The sequence below is a fragment of the Streptococcus sp. 11-4097 genome (assembly GCF_018215285.2).
In the GTDB taxonomy this organism is placed as follows: Bacteria; Bacillota; Bacilli; order Lactobacillales; family Streptococcaceae; genus Streptococcus.
Map to the genome: position 1 here is coordinate 1,693,039 of NZ_CP185262.1, position 15,355 is coordinate 1,708,393.

Annotated in this window: 13 protein-coding genes; 3 read left to right on the forward strand and 10 right to left on the reverse strand. The window is 42.6% G+C overall.

Features of this window, described 5'->3' with window-relative positions; genetic code table 11:
- Positions 1 to 130: 130 nt before the first annotated feature.
- Positions 131 to 748, forward strand: a complete 618-nt coding sequence (locus tag KB197_RS08405) for a TVP38/TMEM64 family protein (protein ID WP_000076168.1) — start codon at positions 131 to 133, stop codon at positions 746 to 748.
- Positions 749 to 790: 42 nt separating this feature from the next.
- Here KB197_RS08405 and scrK read toward each other — a convergent pair whose 3' ends face one another.
- Both scrK and KB197_RS08415 read right to left on the reverse strand, forming a co-directional pair.
- On the reverse strand, positions 791 to 1,678 hold the full coding sequence (scrK, locus tag KB197_RS08410; RefSeq protein ID WP_000164310.1) for a fructokinase ScrK: 888 nt from the start codon (positions 1,676 to 1,678) through the stop codon (positions 791 to 793).
- A 149-nt stretch (positions 1,679 to 1,827) separates the two neighbouring features.
- Positions 1,828 to 3,765 (reverse strand): sucrose-specific PTS transporter subunit IIBC, encoded by a 1,938-nt coding sequence (locus tag KB197_RS08415; RefSeq protein WP_084925696.1) that lies wholly within the window; start codon positions 3,763 to 3,765, stop codon positions 1,828 to 1,830.
- A gap of 379 nt (positions 3,766 to 4,144) precedes the next feature.
- On the opposite strand from KB197_RS08415, the gene KB197_RS08420 reads away from it, so the two are divergent.
- Complete coding sequence (locus KB197_RS08420; RefSeq protein WP_084950899.1) at positions 4,145 to 5,599, forward strand: sucrose-6-phosphate hydrolase; 1,455 nt, start codon at positions 4,145 to 4,147, stop codon at positions 5,597 to 5,599.
- On the forward strand, positions 5,580 to 6,545 hold the full coding sequence (locus tag KB197_RS08425; protein WP_212573644.1) for a LacI family DNA-binding transcriptional regulator: 966 nt from the start codon (positions 5,580 to 5,582) through the stop codon (positions 6,543 to 6,545). The genes KB197_RS08420 and KB197_RS08425 overlap by 20 nt, the downstream gene beginning before the upstream one ends.
- Before the next feature lie 35 nt (positions 6,546 to 6,580).
- On the opposite strand, the gene KB197_RS08430 is transcribed toward KB197_RS08425, so the two are convergent.
- The 8 genes from KB197_RS08430 to fmt form a co-directional block, all read right to left on the reverse strand.
- Positions 6,581 to 7,855: a hydroxymethylglutaryl-CoA reductase, degradative gene (locus KB197_RS08430; RefSeq protein WP_212573645.1), complete on the reverse strand. Its 1,275-nt coding sequence runs from the start codon at positions 7,853 to 7,855 to the stop codon at positions 6,581 to 6,583.
- Complete coding sequence (locus tag KB197_RS08435) at positions 7,855 to 9,027, reverse strand: hydroxymethylglutaryl-CoA synthase (RefSeq protein WP_212573682.1); 1,173 nt, start codon at positions 9,025 to 9,027, stop codon at positions 7,855 to 7,857. The genes KB197_RS08430 and KB197_RS08435 overlap by 1 nt, the downstream gene beginning before the upstream one ends.
- Before the next feature lie 113 nt (positions 9,028 to 9,140).
- Positions 9,141 to 9,590: a threonine/serine exporter family protein gene (locus KB197_RS08440; RefSeq protein ID WP_004239205.1), complete on the reverse strand. Its 450-nt coding sequence runs from the start codon at positions 9,588 to 9,590 to the stop codon at positions 9,141 to 9,143.
- Position 9,591: 1 nt separating this feature from the next.
- A complete protein-coding gene (locus KB197_RS08445; protein ID WP_020903004.1) occupies positions 9,592 to 10,350 on the reverse strand; it encodes a threonine/serine exporter family protein in 759 nt (252 codons plus the stop codon).
- Positions 10,351 to 10,438: 88 nt separating this feature from the next.
- Positions 10,439 to 12,352, reverse strand: coding sequence for a Stk1 family PASTA domain-containing Ser/Thr kinase (gene pknB, locus KB197_RS08450; protein WP_212573646.1), 1,914 nt, complete (start codon positions 12,350 to 12,352; stop codon positions 10,439 to 10,441).
- Positions 12,349 to 13,089: a Stp1/IreP family PP2C-type Ser/Thr phosphatase gene (locus tag KB197_RS08455; protein ID WP_212573647.1), complete on the reverse strand. Its 741-nt coding sequence runs from the start codon at positions 13,087 to 13,089 to the stop codon at positions 12,349 to 12,351. Before KB197_RS08455 ends, pknB begins: the two co-directional genes overlap by 4 nt.
- Positions 13,090 to 13,103: 14 nt before the next feature.
- Complete coding sequence (gene rsmB / locus KB197_RS08460; RefSeq protein ID WP_212573648.1) at positions 13,104 to 14,417, reverse strand: 16S rRNA (cytosine(967)-C(5))-methyltransferase RsmB; 1,314 nt, start codon at positions 14,415 to 14,417, stop codon at positions 13,104 to 13,106.
- Positions 14,410 to 15,345 (reverse strand): methionyl-tRNA formyltransferase, encoded by a 936-nt coding sequence (gene fmt / locus KB197_RS08465; RefSeq protein WP_212573649.1) that lies wholly within the window; start codon positions 15,343 to 15,345, stop codon positions 14,410 to 14,412. Before fmt ends, rsmB begins: the two co-directional genes overlap by 8 nt.
- Positions 15,346 to 15,355: the final 10 nt, after the last annotated feature.

Genomic DNA, 15,355 nt, shown 5'->3' on the forward strand with positions numbered 1-15,355 from the left:
GCGTGATAAATCAGCAGATCGCGATATTCCCATTTTACCATACTTGAGGCAAAGTCACACGAAGTATCCCATGTAGTCTTTCTCCTTAAAATATGGTATAGTAGAGTTATACTATCTATGAGGAGTTTACATGTCACAGGATAAACAAATGAAAGCTGTTTCTCCCCTTCTGCAGCAAGTTATCAATATCTCATCGATTGTCGGTGGGGTTGGGAGTTTGATTTTCTGTATTTGGGCTTATCAGGCTGGAATTTTACAGTCTAAGGAAACCCTCTCTGCCTTTATCCAGCAGGCAGGTATCTGGGGACCACCTCTCTTTATCTTTTTACAGATTTTACAAACGGTCGTCCCTATCATTCCTGGAGCCTTGACCTCGGTGGCTGGGGTCTTTATCTACGGGCACATCATCGGGACTATCTACAACTATATCGGCATCGTCATTGGTTGTGCCATTATCTTTTATCTGGTGCGCCTCTATGGAGCTGCCTTTGTCCAGTCCGTCGTCAGCAAGCGCACCTACGACAAGTACATCGGTTGGTTGGATAAGGGCAATCGTTTTGACCGTTTCTTTATCTTTATGATGATTTGGCCCATTAGTCCAGCTGACTTTCTCTGTATGCTGGCTGCCCTGACCAAGATGAGCTTCAAGCGCTATATGACCATCATCATTCTGACTAAGCCCTTTACCCTCGTGGTTTATACCTACGGTCTGACCTATATTATTGACTTTTTCTGGCAAATGCTTTGACACGTAAAAAATCCGTTTGGTTTCCCAAGCGGATTTTGTGCTTTATTTTGAAACTTCTTTTGCAAGAACAAAGTTCCCAAGTGTAGCAGAACCATTTCCTGCGACTGCTGGCGTTACAATGTAATCACGCACATCTGGTACAGGTAGGTAGCCATTAAGAAGAGATGTAAATTTCTCACGGACACGGTCCAGCATATGTTGTTGAGCCATGACCCCTCCACCAAAGACAATCACGTCTGGGCGGAAAGTCACTGTAGCATTGACCGCAGCTTGAGCGATATAGTAGGCTTGAACATCCCAAACAGGGTTGTTGAGTTCAATATTTTCCCCACGTACACCTGTACGAGCTTCCAAACTTGGACCAGCTGCATAGCCTTCCAGACATCCCTTATGGAAAGGACAAACACCCTTAAACTCTTTTTCAATATCCATTGGGTGTCTAGCAACATAATAATGACCCATTTCAGGGTGACCCACACCACCGATAAACTCACCACGTTGGATAACACCTGCACCGATACCTGTACCGATTGTGTAGTAAACCAAGTTTTCGATACGGCCACCAGCATTGTTACGGGCAACCACTTCACCATAAGCAGAGCTGTTTACGTCTGTAGTGAAGTACATTGGCACGTTGAGGGCGCGACGAAGGGCACCAAGCAAGTCCACATTTGCCCAGTTTGGTTTTGGAGTCGTCGTGATAAAGCCATAAGTTTTTGAGTTTTTATCAATATCAATCGGACCAAATGAACCAACTGCAAGACCAGCAAGGTTATCGAATTTTGAGAAGAACTCGATGGTTTTATCGATTGTTTCGATTGGAGTTGTCGTTGGAAATTGTGTTTTTTCTACAACGTTAAAGTTTTCATCACCGACAGCACAGACAAACTTTGTACCGCCCGCTTCCAAGCTTCCATATAATTTTGTCATGATAAACCTCTTGTTTTTATTTTCTTTATTATAGCATATTTCGAAAGTCTAAATTTCTCTATTTTTTAGATTTTCCTCTGTAAATCTTACCATTCAAGCAAAAACGAACAAACATGTCATTTGTTCGTTTTCACATTAGAGAGGATTGATTAGATTTTCACTTCGATCACAGCATCCCCCTTCGCAACTGAACCTGTTGCGACTGGAGCTACTGAAGCGTAGTCAGCTGTATTTGTAACGATAACCATTGTTGTATCATCAAGACCAGCTGCAGCAATTTTGTTTGAGTCAAAGGTTCCAAGAACATCGCCAGCTTTAACCTTATCACCTTGAGCAACTTTTGCTTCAAAACCTTCACCATTCATAGATACAGTGTCAATACCAACGTGGATCAAGACTTCAGCACCATCAGTTGTTTTCAAACCAAAAGCGTGTCCTGTTGGAAAGGCGATTGAAACTTCCGCATCAGCTGGTGCATATACCACACCTTGACTTGGTTTCACAGCGATACCTTGGCCCATAGCTCCACTTGAGAAGACTGGATCATTGACATCAGCAAGAGCGACAACATCACCGACGATAGGAGTTACAAGTGTTTCATTTTGAAGAGTATCAGTCTCTTCCACTACTGGTGCTTCTACTGTAGGTTCAGTAACTGTTTCTGCAGTTGCTGTGGCTGCTTCATCAGCAAAGACACTAGCTGCTTTTGTTTTCCCGTAGAAATAAGTGAAAGCAAAGGCGGCAACAAAGGACATAATTTCCGCAACTATATACATAGGGATTGAAGCAGCCTTAATAGAAAGGAATCCAATAAATCCAGCCGCTCCCAATGAAACTGCAATAACGTGAGTTAAACCTGCTACGAAGGCACCAATTGCTGAACCAGCAAGGGCGCAGAAGAATGGGAATTTGTATTTCAAGTTTACCCCAAAGAGAGCAGGTTCTGTAATACCAAGGAAGGCAGAAACAGCAGCCGAACTTGACAATCCTTTTGTTTTAGCATTTTTTGTCAAGAAGTAGATTGCAAGAGTAGCCGCACCTTGTGCTACGTTTGCCATTGAAGCAACAACAAAGATGTAGTCTCCAAATCCAGTACCGTTATTATTGTAAGCAGACAACAATTGTGTTTCGATTGCTGGGAATGATTGGTGAAGACCTGTCATAACGATTAGTGAGTAAGTTCCACCAAATAGACCCATACCAAAGGCACCTGTTGTGTTGTACAACCATACAATCGCATTTGTAATCGCATCAGACACAACCAACATAACAGGACCGATAACTGTAAAGGTAAGGAAGCCTGTAAGCATCACTGATAAAAGCGGTGTGAAAGTGAAGTCAACTGCAGATGGCAATTTCTTGTGGAAGAATTTTTCCAAATTTGCTAACAACCAGATTGCAACAAGGACTGGAATAACTTGATAAGCATAGTTTGTTTGTGTAACATGGAAACCTAAGATGTCCCAGAAGGCTTCTTTGCCACCCAAATCTGGAGTGGTCATAATCATACCAATTGCCGCACCAAGGAATTGGTTTGCTCCAAAGCGCTTGGCTGCTGAAATACCAACCAAAACAGGGAGGAACATAAATGGAGCAGCAGACATCAATTGAATCATAGCTGAGAAGCCTTTGATTGCAGGATACATATCTTCAATTGATTGAGGTCCAAACAAATCTGGTGATGTCAAGAAGTTACGTAAAGCCATCAAGAGACCACCTGCAACTAAGGCAGGGATAATAGGAACAAAGATGTCTGACAAAAGTTTAATCAAGTCCATCAATGGATTGAACTTTTTGTCTTTATTAGCAATCTCTTTCAAATCATCTGTCGAAACTTCTTTTAAACCAGTTTTCTTGATGATTTCCGCATACACGAAGTTAACATCACCAGGACCAATGATAATTTGATATTGTCCATTAGTGCTAAAAGTTCCCTTGACATCCGCATTATTATCTAGAGCTGCTTGATTCACTTTTGATTCGTCTTTCAATACCAAACGAAGACGAGTTGCACAGTGTGCTGCAGCTACAAGATTATCCTTACCGACAGCCTCAATGACCTCGGCAGCAACTTTACTATAATCCATAGCAAAAATCTCCTTATTATAGAATTTTGTTATTGTTTGAAAGCGATTTTATTCGCCCTACGACTTTTATTTTATCATGTTTCAAAAATATGTCAAGCGTTTTGCAGAAAAAATATTTGTTTCTTAGAGTAAGGTCCTTTGTTTTGATATATTGTGAGAGTTTTATGAAAGTGTTCTTTAAAAAAATAGTTTAAAATCTGAGTTAAAAAGGATTTTATTTCACTTTCTTTCAATTTTCTGCAGATAGATGATTGATTTCCTGCTTTTGATTTATGATAAACGTTTGGCAGTTTTTTCTCTTTTTTAACATAAAAGGCTTGCATTTTTAATCGAAAACGGTTACTATTAAAAGTGATAAGATTTTTGGAGGAATGAATGAATGGAATGGACAACTGAGCGTCGTTATAGACCCTATGAAGATTGGACGCAAGAAGAAATTCAAAATATAAAGAAAAATATGGCACAATCTCCATGGCATACTCATTACCATGTTGAGCCAAAAACAGGACTTCTCAACGACCCAAATGGCTTTTCTTACTTTGATGGCAAGTGGATCCTCTTTTACCAGAATTTTCCTTTTGGTGCAGCCCACGGTTTAAAATCTTGGGCACAGCTAGAAAGTGATGATTTGATTCACTTTAAAGAAACTGGAATCAAAGTTTTACCAGATACTCCATTAGATAGCCACGGTGCCTACTCTGGTTCTGCCATGCAGTTTGGCGATAACTTGTTCCTATTTTATACAGGAAATGTCCGCGATGAAAACTGGATCCGTCACCCGTACCAAATCGGTGCTTTGATGGACAAGGATGGCAAGATTACGAAGATTGACAAGATCTTGATCGACCAGCCAGCAGACTCTACTGACCACTTCCGTGATCCGCAAATTTTTAACTTCAAGGGCCAATACTATGCTATCGTCGGTGGACAGGACTTGGAGAAAAAAGGCTTCGTCCGTCTCTACAAGGCTGTAGACAACGACTATACAAACTGGCAAGCCGTTGGCAACCTTGACTTTGCTAACGACCGTACTGCCTACATGATGGAATGTCCAAATCTGGTCTTTGTAGGGGAACAACCTGTCCTTCTCTACTGCCCACAAGGATTGGATAAGAAAGTTCTAGACTACGATAATATCTTTCCAAATATGTATAAGATTGGGGCTTCCTTTGACCCTGAAAATGCTAAAATGGTAGATGTATCTCAACTTCAAAACATGGACTATGGTTTCGAAGCCTACGCAACTCAAGCCTTCAATGCTCCTGATGGACGCGCTCTAGCTGTTAGCTGGCTTGGCTTGCCTGATGTTTCATATCCATCTGATCGTTTCGACTACCAAGGAACCTTCTCTTTGGTCAAGGAACTCACTATCAAAGACGGCAAACTCTACCAATACCCAGTCGCAGCTATCAAGGACCTTCGTGCTTCTGAAGAACCTTTCTCAAACCTTGCCCAAACCAAGAACACTTACGAACTTGAACTCAACTTGGAAGCCAATAGTCAGAGCGAGATTGTCTTACTTGCTGATAAAGAAGGCAAGGGACTTTCAATCAACTTTGACCTTGTAAATGGTCAAGTGACAGTAGATCGTAGTCAGGCTGGTGAACAGTACGCTCAAGAATTTGGGACAACTCGTTCTTGCCCAATCGACAACCAGGCTACTACTGCTACAATTTTCATCGATAACTCTGTCTTTGAAATTTTCATCAATAAAGGAGAAAAAGTATTTTCTGGTCGTGTCTTCCCACATGCGGACCAAAATGGGATCCTCATCAAATCTGGAAACCCAACTGGAACTTACTATGAATTAGATTATGGTCGCAAAACTAACTGATGTCGCCAAACTTGCAGGCGTCAGTCCTACTACCGTTTCTCGGGTTATCAATAAAAAAGGGTATCTATCTGAAAAAACCATTCAAAAGGTCAATGAAGCCATGCGAGAACTGGGCTATAAACCCAACAACCTAGCTCGCAGTCTACAAGGAAAATCAGCTAAGTTAATCGGTTTGATTTTCCCAAATATTTCCAATGTTTTCTATGCAGAATTGATTGATAAGCTGGAACACCAACTCTTCAAAAATGGTTATAAGACCATCATCTGCAACAGTGAGCACGATTCTGAGAAGGAACGCGAATACATCGAAATGTTGGAAGCCAATCAGGTGGACGGCATCATTTCGGGTAGTCACAACTTGGGAATTGAAGACTACAATCGTGTGACAGCACCGATTATTTCCTTTGACCGAAACCTGTCTCCAGACATCCCTGTCGTCTCCTCTGATAACTATGCTGGTGGGGTTCTTGCTGCCCAGACCTTGGTTAAGACATGTGCCCAGTCTATCATCATGATTACAGGGAATGACAATTCTAACTCGCCAACTGGACTACGCCACGCCGGCTTTGCCTCTGTACTCCCAAAAGCTCCTATTATCAATGTTTCCAGTGACTTTTCTCCCGTCAGAAAAGAAATGGAAATCAAGAATATCTTGACTCGACAAAAACCAGATGCCATTTTTGCTTCGGATGATTTGACTGCTATTCTAGTCATTAAAATTGCTCAGGAACTTGGCATTTCTGTCCCAGAAGAACTCAAGGTCATCGGTTATGATGGGACTTACTTTATCGAGAATTACTATCCTCAACTGGCTACTATTAAGCAACCCTTGGAAGAGATTGCCTGCCTCACTGTTGACCTACTCTTGCAAAAAATCGAAGGCAAGGAAGTCGCAACAACTGGTTACTTCTTACCAGTTACTCTATTACCTGGAAAAAGTATTTAAGCACAAGAAAACTCAGACCGATCGGTCTGAGTTTTTTATGATCTTAAGTTTTCTAAATAACGCTGGGCTGTCTCTAGGTTAAAGGTTTTATCTGCGATGAGGCGCTCGACTAGGGGAACAACTTCGGCCTCACTGGCACCTGCTAGGAGAGCTAAGGATTTAGCCTGCAATTTCATGTGGCCTTGCTGAATCCCTGTACTGACCAAGGCTTTCAGGGCTGCAAAGTTTTGGGCAAGCCCGATAGACACGATAATCTGGGCTAATTCTTTGGCAGAAAGATTCCCCAGTAGTTCATGACTGAGGGCTACACGAGGGTTAAGGCCGATAGAGCCACCCTTGGTCGCTACAGGCATGGGCAGGGTCATCTCACCAACCAATTCTTCTGTCTCCAAGTCTAGACGCCAAGAGCTAAGACCTTGGTAATGTCCATCTCGACTGGCATAGGCATGGGACCCCGCCTCAATAGCACGCCAGTCATTACCAGTGGCTATTAAAATGGCATCAATACCATTAAAAATCCCTTTATTATGAGTAGCAGCTCGGTAAGGGTCAGCCTGCGCAAACTGACTAGCCAAAGCTATTTTCTCCGCAATTTCTCGTCCTTGATCGTTTTGTCGGCTCAAGTAGCGAAAGGCGATACGACAGCTTGCAGTCACCAGAGAATCGGTCGCGTAATTAGACAGGATTCCCATAAGACTTTGTCCCTGACTGAGTTCTTCTAAGACTGGTTTCAAGGCCTCCAGCATGGTGTTGAGCATATTAGCACCCATGGCTTCCTGGGTATCTACATGGAGATAAACAACGAGAAAGTCTGTTTCGCCTTTGAGCTGTTCTACATGTAAATCACGCGCCCCACCCCCGCGTTTAACGATAGAAGGATAAGCTTGATTGGCAAGTTCCAAGAGTTTAGCTTTCTTGCTGACAATCTTCTCTTGCGCTTGTTCAGGTTCAGCAACTTGATAAAGGGCTACCTGCCCAATCATCTGGCGCTGATGAACCTGAGCAGTAAAGCCACCTGCTCGCTTGATGATTTTGCTGGCATAGCTGGCCGCAGCAACCACGGACGGTTCTTCTGTCACATAGGGAACTGTGTATTCCTGACCGTTAACGAGAACCTCTGGGACCAGCGAATAAGGCAGAGAAAAAGTTCCCACTACATTTTCACTCAGCTGGTCTGCGACAGTCAAGCTAATTTGTTCATCCTGCTCCAAACTCTCTTGTCTCTCAGGACTAAGGAGCGCCTGAGCTTTTAACAGCTCGAGGCGCTCTTGGCATGATTTTTTAGAAAATCCATTCCAACTTATCTTCATTATTTTTCAACCTTGCTATAACGGCGTTGGTGGTCCACAATTTCAACCAAGGCAAACTCTTGATTTTCATAGCCAGCAAACTGGGCAGAGTTTGTTTCATCTAAGTCCACTTCCTCAAAGAAGACTTTTTCATAGTCAGCTACGGATAGGGCAGTTCGTTGGTTGAGCTTGTTCAAGCGGTCTTTATCTAGATAAACTTCATATCCTTCAACCAATTCACCACTGAAGAACTCAGCCACAGCACCACTTCCGTAACTATAAAGGGCAATTTTATCCCCAGCCTTCAAGCTATCTGTATTTTCCAAGAGAGACAAGAGTCCGAGGAAGAGGGAACCTGTATAGATATTTCCCACCTTTTGACTGTAGAGAATAGACTGGTCAAAATGCTTTTGCAAGAGGTCTTTTTTCTCTTGCGGCAGGCTCTTATCCATGATTTTTTTCAAGCCTTTTAGCGCTAATTTAGGATAAGGCAAGTGGAAGCAAACCGCAGCAAAATCATCTAAGGTAAGCTGGTAGCGTTTTTGGTATTCAAGCCAAGTCGTTTTCAAACTATCTAGATATTGCTGGGTAGAATAGACACCATTTACATAAGGGGTTGTTGAGTAATTTGGACGCCAGAAATCCATGATGTCACGAGTCTGAGCTACATTGTCATTATTAAAGGCCATAATGCGTGGATTCTGTGTAATCAACATAGCCACACTTCCAGCACCCTGAGTGGGTTCTCCAGGTGTTTCAATACCATATTTGGCAATATCACTGGCAATAACCAAAACTTTGGACTCTGGAGAATTTTCCACATGCAATTTGGCATAATGAAGGGCAGCTGTCGCTCCATAGCAGGCTTCTTTAATCTCGAAACTACGAGCAAAGGGCTGGATGCCCAGCAAACCATGCACAAAGACGGCTGCAGCTTTACTTTGGTCAATTCCTGACTCAGTAGCTACAATGACCATATCAATTTCTGCTCTTTCTTGCTCCGTTAAAATAGAATCACTTGCACTGGCCGCCAAGGTCACGATATCCTCAGTTAGGGGCGCAATACTCAATTCCTTGAGTAAGAGTCCTTTACTTAATTTTTCAGGGTCAATTCCCCTCGCTTCTGCTAAGTCTTGTAATTTCAAGACATATTGACCGGTCGCAAAACCAATCTTATCAATACCGATTGTCATATTTACCTCTGTTTTATCATTCATTGTAAAAAATCGTTCTATACTATTTTATCACAAATAGCAGTAAAAGAGAGAAAAAAGACTTGATTCACCAAATCAAGTCTCTTGTTAGTCTAACGATTATGCTGTTTTCGTAAGTAAGAATACAGTCTAAGAATCACTGTTCCGCTAGCCATTCCAATGGAAATCACCAAAGCCAACATAACAACCAAGGTTGCACTAGCAATGGCATGACTGTAATCTCCCGTCACAAAAAAGGCAGTTGTCCGATAGGAGAGATAACCCGGAACCAGAGGTGCCAAGATTGCCAAGATAAAGACTACAGCAGGTGTCTTATAAAGAATACTTAAAATCTGGCTGACACAAGAACCGATAATGGCTGCAATAAAAGTAGCCACAATAACATTGGTCGGTTCCTTGAGCAAAAGATAAATTAGCCAGACAGCCATGCCCAAAATTCCTCCTGGTAAGAGCATAGAACGTTGAACATTGAGTACGATTAAAAAAGTGATTATAGCAAGAAGACTTGCTACTGCTTGTAATAAAAAGGTTGTTAGTGTCATATTAGTTCATCAATACCAAGGCGACAGAAGTTCCCGCCCCTAAAGCAAGGGTAATGAGCAGGGATTCAAACATCTTACTCATACCAGAGTTTATGTGGTTGGTCATAATATCACGAACCGCATTGGTCAAGGCAATACCTGGTACAAACGGCATGACTGCACCAGCTATAATCAAATCTGCCGTTGAAGGAAAACCTGTGTAACGAGCCCAAAACTGGGCAATCATCCCAAAGACAAAGGCTCCAGCAAAGGCCGTCACAAAGGGAATTCGGATAAACTTCTCCACATAGAGGGAAAAGGCAAAACCAAATAAGGTAGCCACTCCTGCCCCAAGTGCGTCGTAGATATTTCCACTAAACATAATTGAAAAGAAAGGAGCACTAAAGGTCGCAGCCAAAGTTACCTGCAACTTAGTATAAGGAAGGGGCTGGGCTTGCAAGGCCTTTAATTGCTTGAAGGCTGTCTCTAAATCAATCTGCCCCCCAACCAGTTGACGAGAAATCTGGTTCACATCGCAGACTTTTTCAATGTTATAAGAAGAGGAAGTCACGCGCTTCATACGCGAAATATTGGTATTTTCAATTGAGAAAAAGATTGCGGCAGGCATAGCCAGAACATTGCAATCCACAATCCCCTGTGAATGCGCAATACGGATCATGGTATCTTCTACACGATGAATCTCTGAGCCACTTTTGAGAAGAATGGTTCCAGCTAACATAATCACATCGATAACGGCATTTAATTCTCTTGATTCTTCCATGCGTTCCTCCTTTTATCAACTCCTTCTATTCTATCACAAATCCGGACTCAAAAAAAATCTTTGTCATGAAATCATGACAAAGATTCGTTTAATCACGAGAATTTTCGTGGTTTCCTTCACTATTTGGTTGACTCGGAGTAGGAACCGTTCCTTGTTGATTTCCTTGCTGGCCACCTTGTTGATTCCCTTGATTTGGAGTAGTAGGTGAACCTTGGTTACCACGTTGAACTGACGTTGAAGAGGAACTTGATGATGGTGTTTTGGGTTTATAAATCGAAATTTTAATACGTGTGCTGGCTAAATCAATTTTTCCACCCGCTTTTGGAGTCTGATCCACAACATTTCCTTCTGCTGTTCCTTCAGGAGCGGTTGACACTTCAACAACTTCAATATTAGCCTCTTTCACCCCAACAATTTGAATCAAATTATTTTTAGTGAATTCAAGACTTGAACCGATATAACCCGGCATAGTTACACTAGTTACCTTTTTAGCAACTGTTAAAACAATCGTACTAGCCTTTGATAAGTCATACGTAGTTCCTGCTGCTGGTGTTTGTCTTAGAACCGTTCCTGGTTCACTTTCGCTAGATTCTTCCTCTTCCATCTTAATGAGATTTTCAGGAACCTTCTTATCCTTAAGTTCAGCTACGACATCCGTATACTTGCGTCCGACGTAATTGCTCAATTGGAAAGATTGCTTACCAGAAGAAACAATCAAATTGACCTTGGTTCCTTCTTTTCGGCCGCTACCAGCTTCTGGATCCGTTCGAATAACACGTCCTTCTGCTACTGTATCACTAGCTTCTGATTTTTCTTCGCCTGCTTCGAAATTAGCTTTTTTAAGAGCTTCTTTAGCTTCAGCCACAGTTTGTCCGGCCACATTCGGAATGGAAATTGTTGCCGGTGTTCTAGAGAAAATCCAAATCAAAGAAGCAGCTACTAATAGAACACTTGCCAAAAGAATCAAATATCGAGCTTTAAACTTCCGCTTTTTCTTTAATTTTGGCGTAGGCGCATGCTCTTCGATCTGCGGAGTCACTTTCTTCACTTGAGGAGGTTCTTCTTGTACCGGAGCTTTAGGAATAGAAGTCAGCGTACTTTGTGGAACTTTAGGAAGAGTCTTGGTGTCCGCCTTCGTCGCATCGTCAAAGACTAACTTTGGTTCATTGCGACGATTGTAAGATAAGCTGCTAGACAAATCCACATACATCTCAGCAACTGATTTGTAGCGATCTGTTAATTTCTTTGCAGTTGCCTTAATAACAACATTCTCTAAAGCCTGAGGTACAGATGGATTTTCAGCTATAACCGACGGCAGTGGTTTCTGGAAATGTTGGAGGGCGATGGTTACCGCACTATCCCCATCGTAAGGGATATGGCCAGTCAACATCTCATAGAAAATAATCCCCATGGCATAGATATCGCTCTGTACAGTCGCTTTAGAACCACGCGCCTGCTCTGGTGATAAATAATGCACAGAACCTAGCATTGAGTTGGTCTGAGTTAGACTCGTCTCTGCAAAGGCTACTGCAATCCCAAAGTCTGTAACCTTGGCAGTTCCATCTGGGGTCAAAAGGATATTTTGAGGTTTTAAATCTCTGTGAACAATTCCTCGAGTATGGGCCAAGCGCATAGCCAAGAGGATTTGTCCCATGATTCGAACCGCTTCTTCATTTGAAAGAGGGTGATGTTCCTTGATATAGCGTTTGAGGTCTAATCCAGCAACATACTCCATTGCAAGATACTGTTGTCCCTCTTCTTCACCGATATCTGTAATCCGAACGATATGAGGATGGTCCAAATCCGCCATGGCTCTCGCTTCCCGCTGAAAACGAGCCACAGCAATCGGATCTGTCTGGTAGTTGGTTCTCAGGACCTTTACTGCCACTTCTTCCCCGTCTAGAATCAAATCTTTAGCCAAGTAAACATCTGCCATGCCTCCTCGACCAATCTGTTTGAGAATCCGATACCGCCCGGCAAAAATCTTGCCGATTTGGATCATTCTGTTTCCTCCTCATTAACAGCAATAAGGGCAACTGTGATGTTGTCTAAACCACCCGCATTGTTGGCAAAACGGATCAAGGTTGCTGCCTTATCTGCCAAAGAAATATCGCTGGTTACAATATCAGAAATCTCACTGCCTGAAATCATATTTGTCAAGCCATCACTATTGAGTAAGAGATAGTCTCCCGGCTCAAGGGTGATCATTCCAAAATCAGGCTGAATTTCGTCTTTTTGACCGATTGACTGGGTAATAATATTTTTCTGTGGATGGCTAGCAGCTTCTTCAGGTGTCAATTGACCTGCCTTAAGCAATTCATTGACCAAAGAATGGTCGCTCGTTAACTGGTGGTATTCTTCTCCACGAATCAAACCGATACGAGAATCCCCAATGTGGGCATAGATAGCCTGATTATCAATAATGGCTACAGCCTCAAGGGTTGTTCCCATTCCTTTATAGGCTTCATTTTGTCCCAATTGGTTAATCTTTTTATTTTCCATCTCAAGGTTGTTAGCAAACCATTCACGCACCTCGTTGATGGTATCAATTTGGGTATCTACCCAAGCGATACCTAAATCTGTAACCGCCATTTCACTCGCGATATTTCCTGCACGGTGTCCTCCCATCCCGTCAGCTAAGATAATCATAGTACGACCTGCTCTGTTGACGTAGTGGTTGACATAGTCTTGGTTATTTGTTCGTTTTTGACCAACATCCGTTAATATTGAAATTTCCATATGTCAGTTCCTTCCTAATCCGATATCTTGCGAAATTGGCTGATGAAAAATCCATCACTTCCATACAATTCAGGTGTAATGAGAATACAACCATCTTTCATGATATCCTTACATTCATGTTCTAGTTTTACCTGCTCAAAGTCGGGATGACTTTCTAAAAATGCCTGAACGACTTGAAAGTTCTCCTCTGAGACAATAGTACAGGTACTATAAGTTATTATACCACCTTTGCGTAGTGTTTGACAAACACTACCTAATATTTCTAGCTGAATTTCCTGTAAGGACGCGAAATCTGCCGTTTCTTTATTGTATTTTATGTCTGGTTTTCGTCTTAAAAGTCCAATCCCAGAACAAGGGGCATCTACCAAAATCTTGTCAAAAGAATCCTTACTAAAAAATTCATGAACCTTTCTGGCGTCCAATTTTTGGATTTGGACACGGTTTGCCACACCTAAACGCTCTGCATTTTCTTGAATTAAGTCCAACTTGTGGTCGTACAAATCCAGAGCAGTAACCTGACCTGTCGTCAGGTAAGAAGCTATATGGGCTGTTTTTCCACCCGGAGCAGCACAGGCATCTAGAACCTGCTCATCACCTTGTAAATCAAGCGTCGGAGCAACAAGCTGACTGGACTCGTCTTGGATAGTAATAGATCCATCCGCAAACAAATCATGGCCAGCAAAATGCCCCTGCTCCTTAACCAGACCAGAAGGAGACAAGGATGAAGCACTGGCCTCCAACAAGGCTTGGATTTCCTCTTTTCGGCTTAAATCTGTTACACGAATACTGGCCTTGTTTCGCACCAAAAGGCTTTCAAAGATAGCTTGTCCTCGCTCTTCACCGTATTCTTCCTTGAGCTTGGCAACTAGCCAAACTGGGAGAGAATAGGCAATGGAATCACGCTTATTTTTTCGCTTGATGCTGGCAATATCTGGCCAGCCTTCACGCAGAATACGACGAAGGACGGCGTTGACCAATTTTTCACTGCCTTTTTTACGGACTTTGGCCAATTCTACTGCTTCATTGACCACAGCATGGTCTGGAATCTTGTTCAAATAGCGGAGCTGGTAGGCACTCATGAGAAGAAGGACATAAAGCCAACTATCTAACTGGTCTCTGTCTTCGATAAAGTGGGATAGGTACCATTCCAGAGTCAGTTTACGGGCTACCGTTCCATAGACAATCTCTGTCACCAAGCCCTTGTCTGCTGCTGAAAGTTGGCTTCCCTTGAGATGCTTATTTAAGGCAATATTTGAGTATGCTTGATTGACAAAAACATCCTCTAATACCGCTAAGGATAGACTTCTAGCCGTTTCTACTTTAGTCACCAAATCGTTCTCCTACAGTCAATGTACGTCCAACTCCGTTGAGGAAGGAAGCAATGTCCATCTTAGGCTTACCAGCTGGCTGCACTTGTTTGAGAGACAAAGCTCCTTCAGCCGTTGCGACAATCAATTCTTTCTTGCCGATAGAAAGAATCTCACCTGGATTTCCCTGACCATCTACTGGTAGGGCTTCATAAATCTTGAAGCGGTCACCCTTAAGGAAAGTATGGGCAACAGGCCAGGGGTTCATCCCACGGATTTGGTTAAAGAGTTGACGCTTGCTTTTATTCCAGTCCAATTTTTCTTCCTCTGGCTTGATGTTTGGCGAGAAAGTAACCTGACTTGGATCCTGCGGTGCAGGTTTGATATCACCAGCAATATAAGCTGGTAAAGTATCCAAAAGCAAATCGCGACCAACAAGAGCTAATTTCTCAAACAAGGTGCCGACATTGTCCTCATCCGTAATCGGAATACTACGACGAGAAATCATATCCCCTGCATCCATTTCCTTAACCATTTCCATAATGGTCACACCAGCTTCCTCATCCCCTTGAATCAAGGCATAATGGATAGGCGCACCACCACGGTGTTTTGGAAGTAGAGAGGCGTGAACATTGACCGCAAAGTCCATGCTATCAAGGAGTTTACTTGGGAGAAACTGCCCAAAAGCAGCAGTCACAATTCCATCTGCTCCTAGCTGCATAATAGTTTCCATCTCTGGACTTCCAGATAATTTTTCAGGTTGGTAGATTGGAAGACCTGCTTCTTTAGCAGCCTGCTTGACCGGGGTTTCTTGGATAACTTTTTTACGCCCAACAGCACGGTCTGGCTGGGTCACAACGGCTAGAATTTCGTAACGGTCATCTGTCAAAAGCCCTTTTAAGACTGTTGCTGAAAAGTCGGGGGTCCCCATAAAGATTAATTTTGTCATATCTTCTCCT